The organism is Sphingomonas sp. 66-10, from assembly GCF_001897045.1.
GTDB lineage: Bacteria > Pseudomonadota > Alphaproteobacteria > Sphingomonadales > Sphingomonadaceae > Sphingomonas > Sphingomonas lycopersici.
In genome coordinates, this window is record NZ_MKRR01000135.1 from 228,108 (window position 1) to 242,527 (window position 14,420).

13 protein-coding genes and 1 tRNA gene are annotated in these 14,420 nt (G+C 65.3%); 4 read left to right on the plus strand and 10 right to left on the minus strand.

What is annotated here, in order from left to right; genetic code table 11:
* Window positions 1–17: 17 nt before the first annotated feature.
* From BGN95_RS18025 to lon, 3 genes are all read right to left on the minus strand, one after another.
* Window positions 18–92, minus strand: a tRNA-Val gene (locus BGN95_RS18025).
* Window positions 93–164: 72 nt separating this feature from the next.
* Entirely contained in the window at window positions 165–437 is a 273-nt protein-coding gene (locus tag BGN95_RS18030; protein WP_179512043.1) for an HU family DNA-binding protein, read from the minus strand.
* 170 nt (window positions 438–607) lie between these two features.
* Window positions 608–3,004, minus strand: coding sequence for an endopeptidase La (gene lon / locus BGN95_RS18035; RefSeq protein WP_265313617.1), 2,397 nt, complete (start codon window positions 3,002–3,004; stop codon window positions 608–610).
* Between the two features lie 153 nt (window positions 3,005–3,157).
* On the opposite strand from lon, the gene BGN95_RS18040 reads away from it, so the two are divergent.
* The gene (locus BGN95_RS18040; protein ID WP_286773542.1) at window positions 3,158–4,795 is read left to right on the plus strand and encodes a M1 family metallopeptidase; all 1,638 of its coding nucleotides are present in this window, start codon (window positions 3,158–3,160) and stop codon (window positions 4,793–4,795) included.
* 49 nt (window positions 4,796–4,844) lie between these two features.
* Here BGN95_RS18040 and BGN95_RS18045 read toward each other — a convergent pair whose 3' ends face one another.
* A complete protein-coding gene (locus BGN95_RS18045) occupies window positions 4,845–5,426 on the minus strand; it encodes a GNAT family N-acetyltransferase (RefSeq protein ID WP_353744716.1) in 582 nt (193 codons plus the stop codon).
* Window positions 5,423–6,541, minus strand: coding sequence for a calcium:cation antiporter (locus BGN95_RS18050; protein ID WP_265268902.1), 1,119 nt, complete (start codon window positions 6,539–6,541; stop codon window positions 5,423–5,425). The genes BGN95_RS18045 and BGN95_RS18050 overlap by 4 nt, the downstream gene beginning before the upstream one ends.
* A gap of 146 nt (window positions 6,542–6,687) precedes the next feature.
* Here BGN95_RS18050 and BGN95_RS18055 point away from each other — a divergent pair, with 146 nt between their 5' ends.
* Window positions 6,688–6,939 (plus strand): GIY-YIG nuclease family protein, encoded by a 252-nt coding sequence (locus BGN95_RS18055; RefSeq protein WP_353744717.1) that lies wholly within the window; start codon window positions 6,688–6,690, stop codon window positions 6,937–6,939.
* 198 nt (window positions 6,940–7,137) lie between these two features.
* Here BGN95_RS18055 and clpX read toward each other — a convergent pair whose 3' ends face one another.
* From clpX to BGN95_RS18075, 4 genes are all read right to left on the minus strand, one after another.
* Window positions 7,138–8,403 (minus strand): ATP-dependent Clp protease ATP-binding subunit ClpX, encoded by a 1,266-nt coding sequence (gene clpX / locus BGN95_RS18060; RefSeq protein ID WP_179512046.1) that lies wholly within the window; start codon window positions 8,401–8,403, stop codon window positions 7,138–7,140.
* A 115-nt stretch (window positions 8,404–8,518) separates the two neighbouring features.
* Complete coding sequence (locus tag BGN95_RS18065) at window positions 8,519–9,208, minus strand: ATP-dependent Clp protease proteolytic subunit (RefSeq protein WP_265268901.1); 690 nt, start codon at window positions 9,206–9,208, stop codon at window positions 8,519–8,521.
* Window positions 9,209–9,263: 55 nt separating this feature from the next.
* Window positions 9,264–10,799, minus strand: a complete 1,536-nt coding sequence (locus BGN95_RS18070) for a hypothetical protein (protein ID WP_286773532.1) — start codon at window positions 10,797–10,799, stop codon at window positions 9,264–9,266.
* A 119-nt stretch (window positions 10,800–10,918) separates the two neighbouring features.
* Window positions 10,919–11,842, minus strand: coding sequence for a glycosyltransferase family 2 protein (locus tag BGN95_RS18075; protein ID WP_286773533.1), 924 nt, complete (start codon window positions 11,840–11,842; stop codon window positions 10,919–10,921).
* 221 nt (window positions 11,843–12,063) lie between these two features.
* Here BGN95_RS18075 and BGN95_RS18080 point away from each other — a divergent pair, with 221 nt between their 5' ends.
* A complete protein-coding gene (locus BGN95_RS18080; RefSeq protein ID WP_286773534.1) occupies window positions 12,064–12,345 on the plus strand; it encodes a type II toxin-antitoxin system RelE/ParE family toxin in 282 nt (93 codons plus the stop codon).
* Window positions 12,342–12,626 carry a helix-turn-helix domain-containing protein gene (locus BGN95_RS18085; protein WP_286773535.1) on the plus strand — a complete coding sequence of 95 codons (285 nt, stop codon included), beginning with the start codon at window positions 12,342–12,344 and terminating at the stop codon, window positions 12,624–12,626. Before BGN95_RS18080 ends, BGN95_RS18085 begins: the two co-directional genes overlap by 4 nt.
* Before the next feature lie 66 nt (window positions 12,627–12,692).
* Here the strand turns inward: BGN95_RS18085 and tig are convergent, their stop codons facing one another.
* Window positions 12,693–14,324 (minus strand): trigger factor, encoded by a 1,632-nt coding sequence (gene tig, locus BGN95_RS18090; RefSeq protein ID WP_286773536.1) that lies wholly within the window; start codon window positions 14,322–14,324, stop codon window positions 12,693–12,695.
* Between the last annotated feature and the right edge of the window lie 96 nt (window positions 14,325–14,420).

The window sequence follows — 14,420 nt, forward strand, 5'->3', positions numbered from 1 at the left end:
GACGGGCTTTGCTGAAATGGTGGGCGCGACAGGGATTGAACCTGTGACCCCACCCGTGTGAAGGGTGTGCTCTACCGCTGAGCTACGCGCCCGATCGCCCTGAGGGCCAAACCGGAAGCGGGCCTTTAGGCGCGGGAATCGCGCCTGTCCAGCCCGCGATCATTTCAGTTGAGAGAATCCTTCAAAACCTTCCCGGCCTTGAACTTGGGCTGGGTCGAGGCCTTGATCGTCATCGGCTCGCCGGTGCGCGGGTTGCGCCCGGTGGACGCCTTGCGCTTGGAGACCGCGAACGTGCCAAAGCCCACCAGGCGCACTTCGTCGCCCTTCTTCAGGCTGGCCGAGATGGTGTCGAACACGGCCTCGACAGCCCGGCTGGCATCACCCTTGCCGAGGCCGGAAGCGTTCGCCACCGCCGCGATCAGTTCCTGCTTGTTCATGTCCAGTAACCCCCATGTGCTGGAAAGTGGGATATAAAAATGGATTCGCGGCCACGCGGCCGATCCGCACAGTAATGCGCGTGGTTCGTCTGCTGTCAAACGAATCCGCCAAGATCGCGACGAACACCCTCCGCGACGGACCTATCTGGCCCGCCGCGGATGAGTCGTTGTCAATGATGCAACTCGCCACCGGCCGGCGCAATAGGCGCCGGCGGCAGGGCCGCCAGTTCATCCGCATCGGTCCAATCGATCGCTTCGAGCGGATCGGTCAGCGCGAGTCGCAGCACCTCGTCGACGTGCGAAACGGGGATGATTTTCAGCCCCTCGCGGATGTTCTTGGGGATTTCGGCGAGATCCTTCTCATTCTCCTGCGGGATCAGCACCGTCTCGATCCCGCCGCGCAGCGCGGCGAGCAGCTTTTCCTTCAACCCGCCGATCGGCAGCACGCGGCCGCGCAGCGTGACCTCGCCGGTCATCGCCACCTCGCGCCGCACCGGCACCCCGGTGAGCGTCGAGACGATCGAGGTGACGATCCCGATCCCCGCCGACGGCCCGTCCTTGGGCACCGCGCCCTCGGGCAAGTGGATGTGGATGTCCTTGCGGTTGAACAGGCTCGGCTTGATCCCGAACGAGGGCGCGCGCGCCTGGACGAAGCTGAAGGCGGCCTGGACCGATTCCTTCATCACGTCGCCGAGCTTGCCGGTGGTCTTCACCGCGCCCTTGCCGGGTACGGTGACGCTCTCGATCGTCAGCAATTCGCCGCCCACCTCGGTCCAGGCGAGCCCGGTGACCGCGCCGATCTGATTCTCCTGCTCGGACAGGCCGTGGCGATATTTCTGCACCCCGGCGAATTCGTGGAGGTTTTCCGGCGTGATCGTCACCGTCGTGGCCTTGCCCTCAAGGATCCGGCGCAGCGCCTTGCGGACCAATTTGGCGATCTCGCGTTCGAGCGTGCGCACCCCGGCCTCGCGGGTGTAGCGCTGGATCAGCGCGCGCAGCCCCTCGTTGGTCAGCGTGAACTCGCCGTCCTTGAGCCCGTGCGCCTCGACCTGCTTGGCGATCAGGTGCCGCTCGGCGATCTCGACCTTCTCGTCCTCGGTATAGCCTTCGAGGCGGATGATCTCCATCCGATCGAGCAGCGGCTGCGGCAGATTCAGCGTGTTCGCGGTGGTGACGAACATCACGTCCGAAAGATCGATGTCGATCTCCAGATAGTGATCGTTGAACTTGCTGTTCTGTTCGGGGTCGAGCACCTCGAGCAGCGCCGAGGCGGGATCGCCACGGAAATCCTGCCCGAGCTTGTCGATTTCATCGAGCAGGAACAGCGGGTTCGACGTCCCTGCCTTGCGCAAATTGGTGACGATCTTGCCCGGCAGCGAGCCGATATAGGTCCGCCGGTGGCCGCGGATCTCGGCCTCGTCGCGCACCCCGCCCAGCGACTGGCGGATGAATTCGCGCCCGGTCGCCTTGGCGATCGACTTGCCCAAGCTGGTCTTGCCCACGCCCGGCGGGCCGACGAGGCACAGGATCGGTCCTTTCAGCTTGTTGGTCCGCGCCTGCACCGCGAGATATTCGACGATGCGGTCCTTGACCTTCTCGAGCGCGTAATGATCCTCGTCGAGGATCGCCTGCGCCGCGGCGATGTCCTTCTTGAGCTTGGACTTCTTGCCCCACGGCAGCCCAAGCAGCACGTCGAGATAATTGCGCACCACCGTCGCCTCGGCGGACATCGGCGCCATCGTCTTGAGCTTCTTGAGCTCGGCGGTGGCCTTGGCGCGCGCTTCCTTCGACAGGCGGAGCGTGGCGATCTTCTGGGTCAGCTCGGCGATCTCGTCGCCCTCGCCGTCCTCGCCCTCATTGCCCAGCTCGCGCTGGATCGCCTTGAGCTGCTCGTTGAGATAATATTCGCGCTGCGTCTTCTCCATCTGGCGCTTGACGCGGCTCTTGATCTTGCGCTCGACCTGCAGCACGCCGAGCTCGCCCTCCATGAAGGCATAGACCATCTCCAGCCGCTTGGCCGGATCGGTCTCGACCAGCAGCGACTGCTTGTCGGCGACCTTGATCGCGATATTGCCGGCCACCGCATCGGCGAGGCGCGCCGCCTCCTCGATCTCGGCGAGCTGCACCGCGGTCTCCGCCGGCAGCTTGCGGTTGAGCTTGGCGTAATTCTCGAACTGGTCGACCACCGAGCGCATCAGCGCGCTCACCTCGGTGCCTTCGGCCGGCTGGTCGTCGACCGGCGCGACCGTGGCGCTGAGATAGCCGTCGGCCTCGCTCAGCTCGCCGAGCCGGCCGCGCGTCTTGCCCTCGACGAGCACGCGCACCGTGCCGTCGGGGAGCTTGAGGAGCTGGAGGACGGTGGCGGTGACGCCGATGTCGTAGAGATCATCTTCCTTGGGATCGTCCTGCGCGGGATCGAGCTGCGCGACGAGGAAAATCTCCTTGTCGCCGCCCATTGCTGCCTCCAGCGCGGCGACCGACTTGTCGCGGCCGACGAACAACGGCACGATCATCTGGGGGAAGACGACGATGTCACGCAGCGGAAGAACGGGAAAAGTCTGGGTCATGGATACTCCACAGCCGCCCCGGCCGGGCGGCGTTCACGGCTTATATGGTGTCTCGGACGATTGCATCAATCTTGGCGTGCGCCGCGGGTGACGATCCTATTGGCTCTGGCCGCCAACGCCGCCGCCGTTGCCGCCGGGCTGCCGGCAAAGGGGATGCCGCCGCTCACCGAACAAACGCAGCGGTCGGGCGGGCCGATCGACCCCGATCAGGCGAAGCTGGCGTTCGATCACGCCGATCTGTCGTTCGAGGTCTATCCCGACAAACGCCAGTTGAGCGGCATCGCCGCGCTCACCTTCACCGCGCGCGCGGCGACCGATCGCGTCGTGCTCGATCTCGATCGCAACCTGCCGGTCTCGGCGATCGCGGTCGATGACGTCGGGCTGCCCAGGACGGCGTGGCGCAACCCCGAGGGGCGGCTGATGATCGCCCTGCCCCACCCGCTCGCCGCGGGCGCGCGCGCCACGGTGCGGATCAGCTACGGCGGCACCCCGCATGTCGCGCTCAACGCGCCGTGGGACGACGGAATGGTCTGGTCGCGCACCCCCGACAAGCGCGCGTGGGTCGCCTCGACCACCGAGGGTTATGGCTGCGACCTGCTGTGGCCGTGCCTCGATTTTCCGACCGGCGAGCCGGGGTCGGTCGATCTCCACGTCACCGTGCCCAAGGGGCTGAAGGCGCCCGCCAATGGCGTGCTCACCGGCGTCGATACCCTGCCCGACGGCCGGACGCGCTGGAACTGGCACGCGCGCCAGCCCAACACCTATGCGATCGCGCTCAATGTCGGGCCGTATGAGGAATTGTCGGGCAGCTACCACAGCCGCTTCGGCAACACGATCGCGCTGCATTATTGGTATCTGCCCGGCGAGGAGAAGCAGGCGCGCGCGCTGTTCGCCGAATTCGCCCCCGCGCTCGATTTCTTCGAAAGCGTGATCGGCCCCTATCCGTTCGGCGACGAGAAGGTCGGGGTGGTCGAAACCCCGTACAAGGGAATGGAGCACCAGACGATCAACGCCTATGGCAACGAATATGCCAAGGCGCCCGAGGGGTTCGACTGGCTGTTCCAGCACGAATTCGCGCACGAATGGTTCGGCAACCAGATGACCGCCGCCGACTGGGACGATTATTGGCTCCACGAGGGGTTCGCGAGCTACATGCAGCCGCTCTACGGCCGCTGGCGCGAGGGCGAGGCGCGCTACATCGTGCTGCTCGACCAGCAGCGCAATCTGATCGCCAACCGCATGCCCGTCGTCTCCGGCCGGTCGCGCACCGAGGAGGATGTCTACAAGGTCGAACGCGGCGGGCCGGGCGCCGATATCTATTACAAGGCAGGGTGGATGCTTCACACGCTGCGCTGGCTGATCGGCGACCAGGCCTTTTTCGACGCGACGCGCCGGCTGGTCTATGGCCGCCCCGATCCGCGGCCGGGCAATTTCACCCCGCGCTATGCGTCGACCGCCGATTTCGAGCGCGACGTGCATGCGGCGAGCGGGCGCGATCTCGGGTGGTTCTTCGACGCCTATCTGCGCCGCGCCGCGCTCCCCGAACTGGTCGAGACGCGCGACGGTGACCGGCTGACGCTCGAATGGCGCGCGGGCGGGGCGTTTCCGATGCCGATCGAGCTGTCGGTCGACGGCGCGGTGCAGCGCGTGGACCTGCCCGGCGGCAAGGCGGTGCTGACGGTGCCGGCCGGCGCGCAGGTCGTGATCGACCCGATGGCGCGGGTGCTGCGCCGGTCGGAGGCGATCGAGCAATATCAGGCGTGGCGCGACCGACCGACGCCGGCGAAATAGCGGTATCGAACCGGAATCCCCCCTTTCGGACTGAGCGATTGCGGCCTGCCTAATCCGCCGGGCGCAGCATCGACCAGAACAGCGGCCCGCCCTTGGGCACGCGCCATTCGGCGGTCACCTCGAACCCCAGAGCGCGATAGAACCCCAGGTTCCGCTCGGTCGCGGTCTCGAGATAGGCGGGCCAGCGCCCTGCCCCGCGCTCGAGCCCGCCGCGCACCGCGGCGCCGCCCAGCCCGCGCCCCTGCGCCACGGGGTCACAGCCGGCGATATGCAGATACCAATAATCGCCCTTGGGGTGATGCGCCTCCATCGCCTCGGACACGCGCAGCGCCCGCACCACCCCGCCGCCGAGCGCGTGGAGCAGCGCCGGGGCACGGCGCACGATCTCCCACAAAGGCACGTCGGCCTCGCCCGGCGCGCGCCACAGCGTTGCCGCCTCGCCGCCCGGGGTCACGAGCCGCATCCCCCCGGCGTCGCCCTCGAACAACAGGCGGAACAGGCGCGGCAGCCGCTTCGCGCGGTCGACCGGATCGGGGAGGATATAGGAAGTCGCCGGATCGTCGGCGAAAGCACGCGCCAGCATTGCCGCGATCGCATCGCGATCGGCGTGGCTGGCGACGCGCAGCGTCACGGCACCACCGTGACGAACAGATAGACCGCGAAGATCACCAGATGCACCACCCCGCCGAGGATCGTCGTCCGCCCGGTGCCGAGCGACAAGGTGATCGAGAATAATGAAAGCACCAGCAGCGTCAGCCCCTTGGCCCCGATCCCGAGCGCCAGCGGAAGCCCGAGCACCAGCGACACGACCGCGACGCTGGGGATCGTCAGCCCGATCGAGGCGAGTGCGGAGCCGAGCGCGAGGTTGAGGCTGGTCTGCAGCCGGTTGCGCCGCGCCGCGCGCCACGCGGCAAGGCTTTCGGGCGCGAGCACCACCCCGGCGATCACCACGCCGACCACCGCGAGCGGCAGCCCGGCGCCGAGCACCGCCTTCTCGACCGTCGCCGCCAGCCCCTTGGCGAGCAGCACCACCCCGACCAGCGCGACCAACAGCACCCCGAAGGCGGCCCAGGCGGTGCGCGTGGCGGGGGGATCGGCATGCTCCTCCTCCGCGCCGCCCTCGGGGAGGAAATAGCTGCGGTGGCGCACCGTCTGGACGAGGACAAAAGTGCCGTAGAGGATCAGCGAGACGATCGCGACGAACACCAATTGCGACGGAGCATAGGCCGGCCCCGGCGCGCTTTCGACGAAATTGGGCAGAACGAGCGTCAGCACCGACATCGCGACGAGCACGTTGAGCGACGCGGAAACTCCGCGCAGCGTGAAGCGCTGCTCGCGAAACCGCACCCCGCCGCTCAACAGGCAGAGCCCGACGATGCCGTTGACGATGATCATGATCGCCGCGAACACGGTATCGCGCGCCAGCGTCGAGGCATCGCCCGCGTCGGACAGCATCAGGCTGACGATCAGCGACACCTCGATCACCGTCACCGCCACCGCGAGGACCAGCGTGCCGAACGGCTCGCCAACCTTATGCGCCACCACCTCGGCATGATGCACCGCGGCGAGCACGCTGCCGATCAGGATCACCGCCGCGGCGATCGTCCCCAGCGTGCCGAGCTTGGCGAGATTGACGAGCACCGCGACGACGCCGAGCACCGGAAACGCCAACGTCCACCACGGCAGGCCGATGCCCCTGTCGGCCGGCGAGGTTTCCGGCGGCGTGGTGCTGTCGTCGGCGGTCATCGTTCCTCCCGGTTGATTCAGTGGAGGAAAATGCACGAACTGCGCGGTGCTTTCCATTGTTTTGGTGGTGGCGGGGCGCGCTGCCACTCGCACTCCCGTCACTCCGGCCTTGAGCCGGGGTCCATCGGGGGGCGAGCTCCGGCGGCATGAGGGAGCGGCAACCGTGCGTCTACATCCTCGCGAGCGGCTTTTACGGCACGCTTTACGTGGGGGTGACGTCGACCCTCGTCGGCCGCGTGATGCAGCATCGCGAAGTCAGGTTCGGCGGCTTCACCACCGAATATGCGGTGACACGCGTCGCCTGGTACGCGATCGCGGACACTGGACGATGCGATCGCGCCGGAAAAGCGCATCAAACGCCGGCGACGCGACTGGAAGATCGAGCTGATCGAGCGTGACAATCCGCGGTGAGATGATCTGGCGATCGGTCCCGGCTTGCCGCCGTTGCGCGAAAGCCGCTGACCGCAGGGCCTGCGCCCCGATGGATCCCGGCTCAAGGCCGGGGTGACGGAGTAGTTTGGGGCACCCTCAGCTTCAAAGCAAAGCGGGCGCCGCTCACGCGACGCCCGCCTCATTACTCAGGTAAACCGAAAGCGTCAGGCCGCGTCGCCGGCCTTCTTCTTCTCGGCATAGACGCGGATCGGTTCCTTGCGGCCGTCGACCACGTCCTTGTCGATCATCACTTCGTCGACGCCCTCCATCCCGGGCAGGTCGAACATCGTGTCGAGCAAGATGCCTTCGAGGATCGAGCGCAGCCCGCGCGCGCCGGTCTTGCGCTCGATCGCCTTCTTGGCGACCGACACCAGAGCGTCATCGGTGAAGCTCAGCTTCACTTCCTCCATCTCGAACAGCTTCTGATATTGCTTGACCAGCGCATTTTTCGGCTCGGTCAGGATCTTGACCAGCGCCGCCACGTCGAGGTCCTCGAGCGTCGCGACCACCGGCAGACGGCCGACGAATTCGGGGATCAGCCCGAACTTGAGCAGATCCTCCGGTTCGGTCTGGCGCAGCATCTCGCCGGTGCGCTTCTCCTCGGGCGCGGCGACATAGGCGCCGAAGCCGATCGACTTGCCCTGCAGGCGATCGCCGATGATCTTCTCCAGCCCCGAGAAAGCGCCGCCGCAGATGAACAGAATGTTGGTCGTGTCGACCTGGAGGAATTCCTGCTGCGGATGCTTGCGCCCGCCCTGCGGCGGGACCGAGGCGGTGGTGCCCTCCATCAGCTTGAGCAACGCCTGCTGGACGCCCTCGCCCGAAACGTCGCGGGTAATCGAGGGATTCTCCGCCTTGCGGCTGATTTTGTCGATCTCGTCGATATAGACGATCCCGCGCTGCGCGCGCTCGACGTTGTAATCCGACGCCTGGAGCAGCTTGAGGATGATGTTCTCGACATCCTCGCCGACATAGCCCGCCTCGGTCAGCGTCGTCGCATCGGCCATCGTGAACGGCACGTCGAGGATGCGCGCCAGCGTCTGCGCGAGCAAGGTCTTGCCGCAGCCGGTCGGCCCGACGAGCAGGATGTTCGATTTGGCGAGCTCGACATCGGCACCCTTCGCGCCGTGGTTCAGCCGCTTATAGTGATTGTGCACCGCGACCGAGAGCACGCGCTTGGCCTGCTTCTGCCCGATGACATAATCGTCGAGCACGTCGCAGATTTCCTGCGGCGTGGGGACGCCACCGTCCTTCTTGGCGACGAGCGCGGACTTCGTTTCCTCGCGGATGATGTCGTTGCACAGCTCGACGCACTCGTCGCAGATGAAGACCGTCGGGCCGGCGATGAGCTTGCGAACCTCGTGCTGCGACTTGCCGCAGAACGAGCAGTAGAGCGTGCTCTTGGAGTCGCCGCCGGAGAGCTTCGTCATTCAATCAATCCTTTCGCGCTCCCCACCGGGGGAGCGACTTTCGGGCCGGATATGGTAACCCGGCCCGTCACAAAACGGCAATGCCTGAATCTCGGCCGCAATCCCGGCCTGATACTCAGGCGGCTGCCGCAACCTCGTCCGCCGGCGCCGGGCGCTTGTCGAACACCTCGTCGATCAGCCCGAATTCCTTGGCTTCGTCGGCCGACATGAACTTGTCGCGATCCATCGCGCGCTCGATTTCCTCCAGCGGCTTGCCGGTGTACTTCGCATAAAGCGTGTTAAGAAAATGCCGCATGCGCAGGATTTCACGCGCCTGGATCTCGATATCCGCGGCCATGCCCTGCGCCCCGCCCGACGGCTGGTGGATCATGATCCGCGCATTGGTAAGCGCGACGCGCATCCCCGGCTCGCCGGCCGCCAACAGGAACGACCCCATCGACGCCGCCTGACCGATGCACACCGTCCCGACGCGCGGGCGGATATATTGCATCGTGTCGTGGATCGCCATGCCCGCCGTGACGACCCCGCCCGGCGAGTTGATGTACATGAAGATGTCCTTCTTCGGATTTTCCGATTCGAGGAACAGCAGCTGGGCGGTGATCAGGCTGGCCATGCCATCCTCGACCCCGCCGGTGACGAAAACGATTCGCTCGCGGAGCAGCCGCGAGAAGATGTCGAACGAGCGCTCGCCGCGATTCGACTGTTCGATCACGATCGGGACGAGCCCCGCCTGCGTCGGCTGGAGGCCGATTCCCGCGCTGGCCAGCTTGCCCGCGAAATCGCCATTGTCGAACGGATTGTGCATGGAAGACTCTCTTATGCCTTGTGGACCGCCAACATCGGCGCTGCGACAATCGAGTTCAAGGGCGTTGAAGCCCGTGATCGGTAATGCGGTGCAGGACACCTTTGGCGCCGCGATATTCCTCCTGCAACCACGCCCGGTCGATCGCCGGGAGCGGGCCGGCCCGGAATAGCCACACATAGTCGAATCGATCCCGAGGAAACTGCCGGAGCCACGCCGCCAGGTCGTTCCCGCTGCATGTCGTCCCCGCGGGTGCCAGCGTCGCCGACACCACGTCATTATACCCGCGGCCCCAATTGTAGATCGGCCGCATCAACTGGCCGGCAATATTCCATTGGCTGTTCACGAACGCTTCGCGCCGCCCGATGGCGAGGCTGGCGATATGGCTGACGCTGTCGTTGGGCCAATTTTCGCACATGCGCATCGGCGCCAGAACCGCGATCCGGCTTCCCCTGGGCACGCGATCGAGCGCTTTAAGATCGGACGCGATGGCGTCGCTGGTCGCGATCCATCCGATCGTCATCACCGCAAGTCTGACCAGAAACAGGCCGACGCCGAGCAGCGCGATCGCGGATCGTCTTCCGGCGCCGATCGAGCGTAGACCGAGCAGCGCAAAAATCGCGACGACCGGCAGCAGCCGCAAATCGGCGAAGAAGCTCCCCATGATCTGGGTCGGCATCAGCCAGAACAGGATGAAAAGCGCCGCGGCGGCAAGCGTCAACGCCGGCTCGATGGTCACCCACCGCCTCGCGATGAGGAAGGCGACGGCCACCGCGATCACCAACTGGGAGCCCAGATCGAGAAAAATCGATTGATCGCGCAGGACAAAGGCCAGCCAGCGCAATTTGAGCGCGAGATCGAAATTCCCTGTTTCGCCTGCTTCGCCCGCGCTGGCGAGGGTAAACGATATCGGAGTGAGAATGGATAGGCTCGACAAACACGGCCGAACGGCCCGCCAAAATCCACGCCCTCCGCGCCACGCCACCCACGCCGCGGACGCTTCGATCGCGCCGACCCCAAGCACGAATGTCGCCCAGCCCGCGAGATGGCAAAGCCAGACGATGCTCGCGATCAGCGCCAGCCCGATCGAACGGGCCAGCGGCTCGCATCGCCGGATACGGTACCAGAAGACCAACCCCCACAATGCCACCGCCAGCGCCAGCGCGTAATTGATGAATCCGAAGAGCAACGGGAAGGAAAAGACAAAGGGCAGTGCCAGCAATGCAGGGGCCTGGACCGCGCCCGTCGCCGCGATGCTCAGCTGGCGCAGGGCGAGGATCGTTAGCGGGGCAATCAACGCGGTCAGCAGTCGGGCACCGCGCTCGACGCCGATGAGGCCGCCGACCGGCACCATCATCAAATCCTGCCCGAGATTCCCCATGATGCGCCATCGGAAATCGAAGTAGCGGCGCAAGTAATCCGATTGACCATCGTCAATCATGACATAGTAACGCCCGACGTGGCCGTAAAAATCCCCGAGCGGCGGATAGCGCACTAAGATGAAAGGTAAAATAGACAGAAGCGCTAGCGCCCGCCACAAATTGCGCGCAGCCCACCAGTCGCCCGTTCGCGCCGGCCGCCCCCCAACCACCATTGCATGCCCCCCGGCATCAAGCGAATTTCAGGCCTGATACCGTAGCGCTTTTCCATTTCGGCGAAATGGCGGCACACTCTCTTTCCGAAAAACTTTAAGGGAATTTACGTTGCTGTGGTTCAAATGCCCGGCGCGGTAAGCGAAAGATAGGCAAGCCGTCGCATCTCGCGGCGGCCGCGCACCACCGTATCGAGGATTAGCCCGGCGAAACCATTGAGCGCGGCCAGAATTGTCAGCCCCGTCACGAGGATCGCGGTCGGGAAGCGCGGCACCAGCCCGGTCTGCATATAGGTCACCGCGAGCGGCGCGGCGAGAATCAGCGCCACCACCAGCAGCAATGCGCCGATCGCGCCGAAGAACCACAAGGGCCGCTCGATGCGATAGAGCGTGATGATCGTGTTGAGGATGCGCCAGCCGTCGCGATAGGTCGACAGCTTGGAGGTCGATCCCTCGGGCCGCGCAAAATACGGCGTCTCGATCTCGGCGACCGGCATCTTGAGCTCGAGCGCGTGGACGCTGATCTCGGTCTCGATCTCGAACCCTGCCGACAGCACCGGGAAGCTTTTGACGAAGCGTCGCGAGAAGACGCGGTAACCCGAGAGAATGTCGGTGAAACTACGCCCGAACAGGCGCGTCAGCATGCCGGTGAGCAGGGCATTGCCGAAACGGTGGCCGCGGCGATAGGCCTCGGTCGCCTCCCCCACCCGGCTGCCGACGACCATGTCGAGCTGCTCGTCGAGCATCCGCGCGACCAGCGCCGGGGCGGAGGCGGCGTCATAGGTGGCGTCGCCGTCGGCCATCACATAGATGTCGGCATCGACATCGGCGAACATCCGCCGCACAACCGCGCCCTTGCCCTGGATTCGCTCCGACCGGACGATCGCCCCGGCGGCACGCGCCACCTCGATCGTCCGGTCGCGCGAATTATTGTCGTAGACGTAGATCATTGCCTCGGGCAGCGCCGCGCGGAAGCTCTCGATCGTCTGCACGATCGCGGCTTCCTCGTTATAGCAGGGCAACAGGACGGCGATCGTGGGGGTCATTTCGCTCCAATAACAGGATCGCGTGGGGCTTCGACTCTTTTGTGGACTGTCCGCAACCGCTGGCTGCAAACGCACCTGATGCGGCAATGCCGTATTTCTCTTGCTTATATACGGCAATGCCGTATAAGAAAACATGCACACGGTCATCGAGACTAGGGCGTTCATAGCCGCGGCAAAGGATGCTGGCCTGGACGATGACGAACGGACAGCAATCGTTGTGAATGATCGCGGAAGACCCGGGAGCAGGAGAAATCATGCCGGGCTGCGGCGGCGCACGTAAGCTGAGGGTCGCAAGGCCGGGCCAAGGCAAATCGGGTGGTTATCGTGTCGTCACTTATTTCGGCGGTGACACGATCCCGGTCTTCCTGCTGACCGTATTTGGCAAGAACGAAAAAGCGAACCTCACCAAGGCAGAACGGAACGCGCTTGCAGGATTAACCAAGACACTCGCTGCCAGTCTCTCCGCTGAGCAGCCTTACGATCGACCGAAGGACCCACGATGAAAAGCGCATTCGACAAGATCGCAGCCGGGCTGGAAGACGCCATTGCCTATGCAAAAGGTGATGACAGCCGGGGTCGTGTCGCCACCGTGAACGTCAAAGCCGTGCGCGAGGCGACCGCGCTGACGCAGGCGGCGTTCGCCAGGACCTATCATTTCCCGATCGGCACGTTGCGTGATTGGGAACAGGGCCGGCGAAACCCCGACGCCGGATCGGCCATGCTGCTGAAAATGATCCAGGCCGATCCGAAAGGCGTCGAACGAATCATCGCCAAGGTCGCCTGACGCGAAACGGGCGGGGTCGTCCTGCGACGCCCCGCCCGTTCCTTATCCAAATCTGCCGTGCGGCGATCAGGCCTTGTCGGCAGCCTTCTTGGCCGGGGCCTTCTTGGCAGGCTTCGGCGCAGCCTCGGCGTCGTCGGCCTTGGCGGCGGCAGCCTTCTTGGCCGGCGCCTTCTTGGCGGCGGGCTTGGCTTCTTCCTCGGCAGCGGCCGGGGCTTCGTCAGCCTTTGCCGCGGCCTTCTTGGCCGGCGCCTTCTTCGCCGCCGGCGTTTCGGCGGCGTCGTCGCCTGCATCGGCCTTCTTCGCGGCGGCCTTCTTGCGCGGCTTGTGGTTGTCGTGATCGTGGCTGTGCGTGCCGGTCGCGAAACCGTCGTCGCTCTCGATCGCGGCTTCCAGCTCCTCGCGGGTCGCTTCGCGATCGGTGATCTCGGCCTTGTCGAACAGGAAGTCGACGACCTTGTCCTCATAGAGCGGCGCGCGGAGCTGCGCGGCGGCCATCGGCTCCTGCTGGACGTATTGGATGAAGCGCTGCTGATCCTCGCCGCGATACTGCTGCGCAGCCTGGGCGATCAGGCGGTTCATTTCCTGCTGCGTTACCTCGACGCCGTTGGCCTGGCCGATCTCCGAGAGGAGCAGCCCGAGCCGCACGCGACGCTCGGCGATCTTGCGATAATCCTCGCGGTCGTTCTCCAGCTCTTCCATCGCGGCCTTGGGATCGGCCTCATGGGTCGCTTCATGCTCGAGCTGGTGCCAGATCTGGCTGAATTCGGCCTCGACCATCGACGGCGGCACTTCGAAATCGTGGCCCGCAGCGAGCTGATCGAGCAGCTTGCGCTTCATATAGGTGCGGGTGAGACCGTTATGCTCCTGCTCGATCTGCCCCTTGAGCAGCCCACGGAGCTGCTCGAGGCTCTCGAGCCCGAGGTTCTTGGCCAGTTCCTCGTCGATCTGGCTCTCGGCGGCGGTCTTCACCGACTTGACGGTGAGGTCGAAGGTCGCGTCCTTGCCGGCCAATTCCTTCGCCGGATAATCCTCCGGGAAGGTGACCTTGATCTGACGCTCGTCGCCGGTCTTCACGCCGACGACCTGATCCTCGAAGCCCGGGATCAGCCGGCCCGCGCCGAGCTCGATCGCCATATCGGTGCCGGTGCCGCCCTCGAACGCCACACCGTCCATCGTCTTACCGACGAAATCGACGGTCACCTGATCGCCCATCTTCGCCTTGTAGGTCGGCTTGGCGTCTTCCCAGCGCTTCATCTGGTCGGCGAACTTCTTGAGCTGCTCGTCGACCGCCTCGTCGGCGACCGGCACGGTCAGCCGCTCGAGCTTGAGCCCGTCGATCGCCGGGGTCGGCACCTGCGGCAGCACTTCGAGCGCGACCTTGATCTCGGCGTCCTTGCCCGGCTCATAGCCGTCGTTAAGCTCGACCGAGGGCTGCATCGCGGGGCGCAGCTGCTTCTCGGCGATCAGCGACTGCACGCCTTCCTGGATCGAGGTGTTGAGCGCATCCTGCAGCAGCGCCGGGCCGTGCATCTTGCGCACCAGATTCGCCGGCACCTTGCCGGGGCGGAAGCCGGGCATGCGCATCTGCGGCGCGACCCGCTTCAGCTCGGCATCGACCTTCTTCTCGATGTCCTTGGCGGTGATGGTCAGCGTGTAGGCGCGCTTCAGCCCTTCGTTCAACGTCTCGACAGTCTGCATCGTCAGCCTTCGTCTAGAAAATCGGATGAGGTGGTGCCGCCCCGCGAAACGCGCGGGGGACTGGTGCGGGCGAAGGGACTCGAACCCCCACATCTT

Bases quoted from the DNA above. Each gene is read 5' to 3' on its own strand.
- BGN95_RS18030 (WP_179512043.1), bottom strand. From the start codon at position 437: ATGAACAAGCAGGAACTGATCGCGGCGGTGGCGAACGCTTCCGGCCTC.
- lon (WP_265313617.1), bottom strand. From the start codon at position 3,004: ATGACCCAGACTTTTCCCGTTCTTCCGCTGCGTGACATCGTCGTCTTC.
- BGN95_RS18040 (WP_286773542.1), top strand. From the start codon at position 3,158: ATGCCGCCGCTCACCGAACAAACGCAGCGGTCGGGCGGGCCGATCGAC.
- BGN95_RS18050 (WP_265268902.1), bottom strand. From the start codon at position 6,541: ATGACCGCCGACGACAGCACCACGCCGCCGGAAACCTCGCCGGCCGAC.
- BGN95_RS18055 (WP_353744717.1), top strand. From the start codon at position 6,688: ATGAGGGAGCGGCAACCGTGCGTCTACATCCTCGCGAGCGGCTTTTAC.
- clpX (WP_179512046.1), bottom strand. From the start codon at position 8,403: ATGACGAAGCTCTCCGGCGGCGACTCCAAGAGCACGCTCTACTGCTCG.
- BGN95_RS18065 (WP_265268901.1), bottom strand. From the start codon at position 9,208: ATGCACAATCCGTTCGACAATGGCGATTTCGCGGGCAAGCTGGCCAGC.
- BGN95_RS18070 (WP_286773532.1), bottom strand. From the start codon at position 10,799: ATGGTGGTTGGGGGGCGGCCGGCGCGAACGGGCGACTGGTGGGCTGCG.
- BGN95_RS18075 (WP_286773533.1), bottom strand. From the start codon at position 11,842: ATGACCCCCACGATCGCCGTCCTGTTGCCCTGCTATAACGAGGAAGCC.
- BGN95_RS18080 (WP_286773534.1), top strand. From the start codon at position 12,064: ATGATCGCGGAAGACCCGGGAGCAGGAGAAATCATGCCGGGCTGCGGC.
- BGN95_RS18085 (WP_286773535.1), top strand. From the start codon at position 12,342: ATGAAAAGCGCATTCGACAAGATCGCAGCCGGGCTGGAAGACGCCATT.
- tig (WP_286773536.1), bottom strand. From the start codon at position 14,324: ATGCAGACTGTCGAGACGTTGAACGAAGGGCTGAAGCGCGCCTACACG.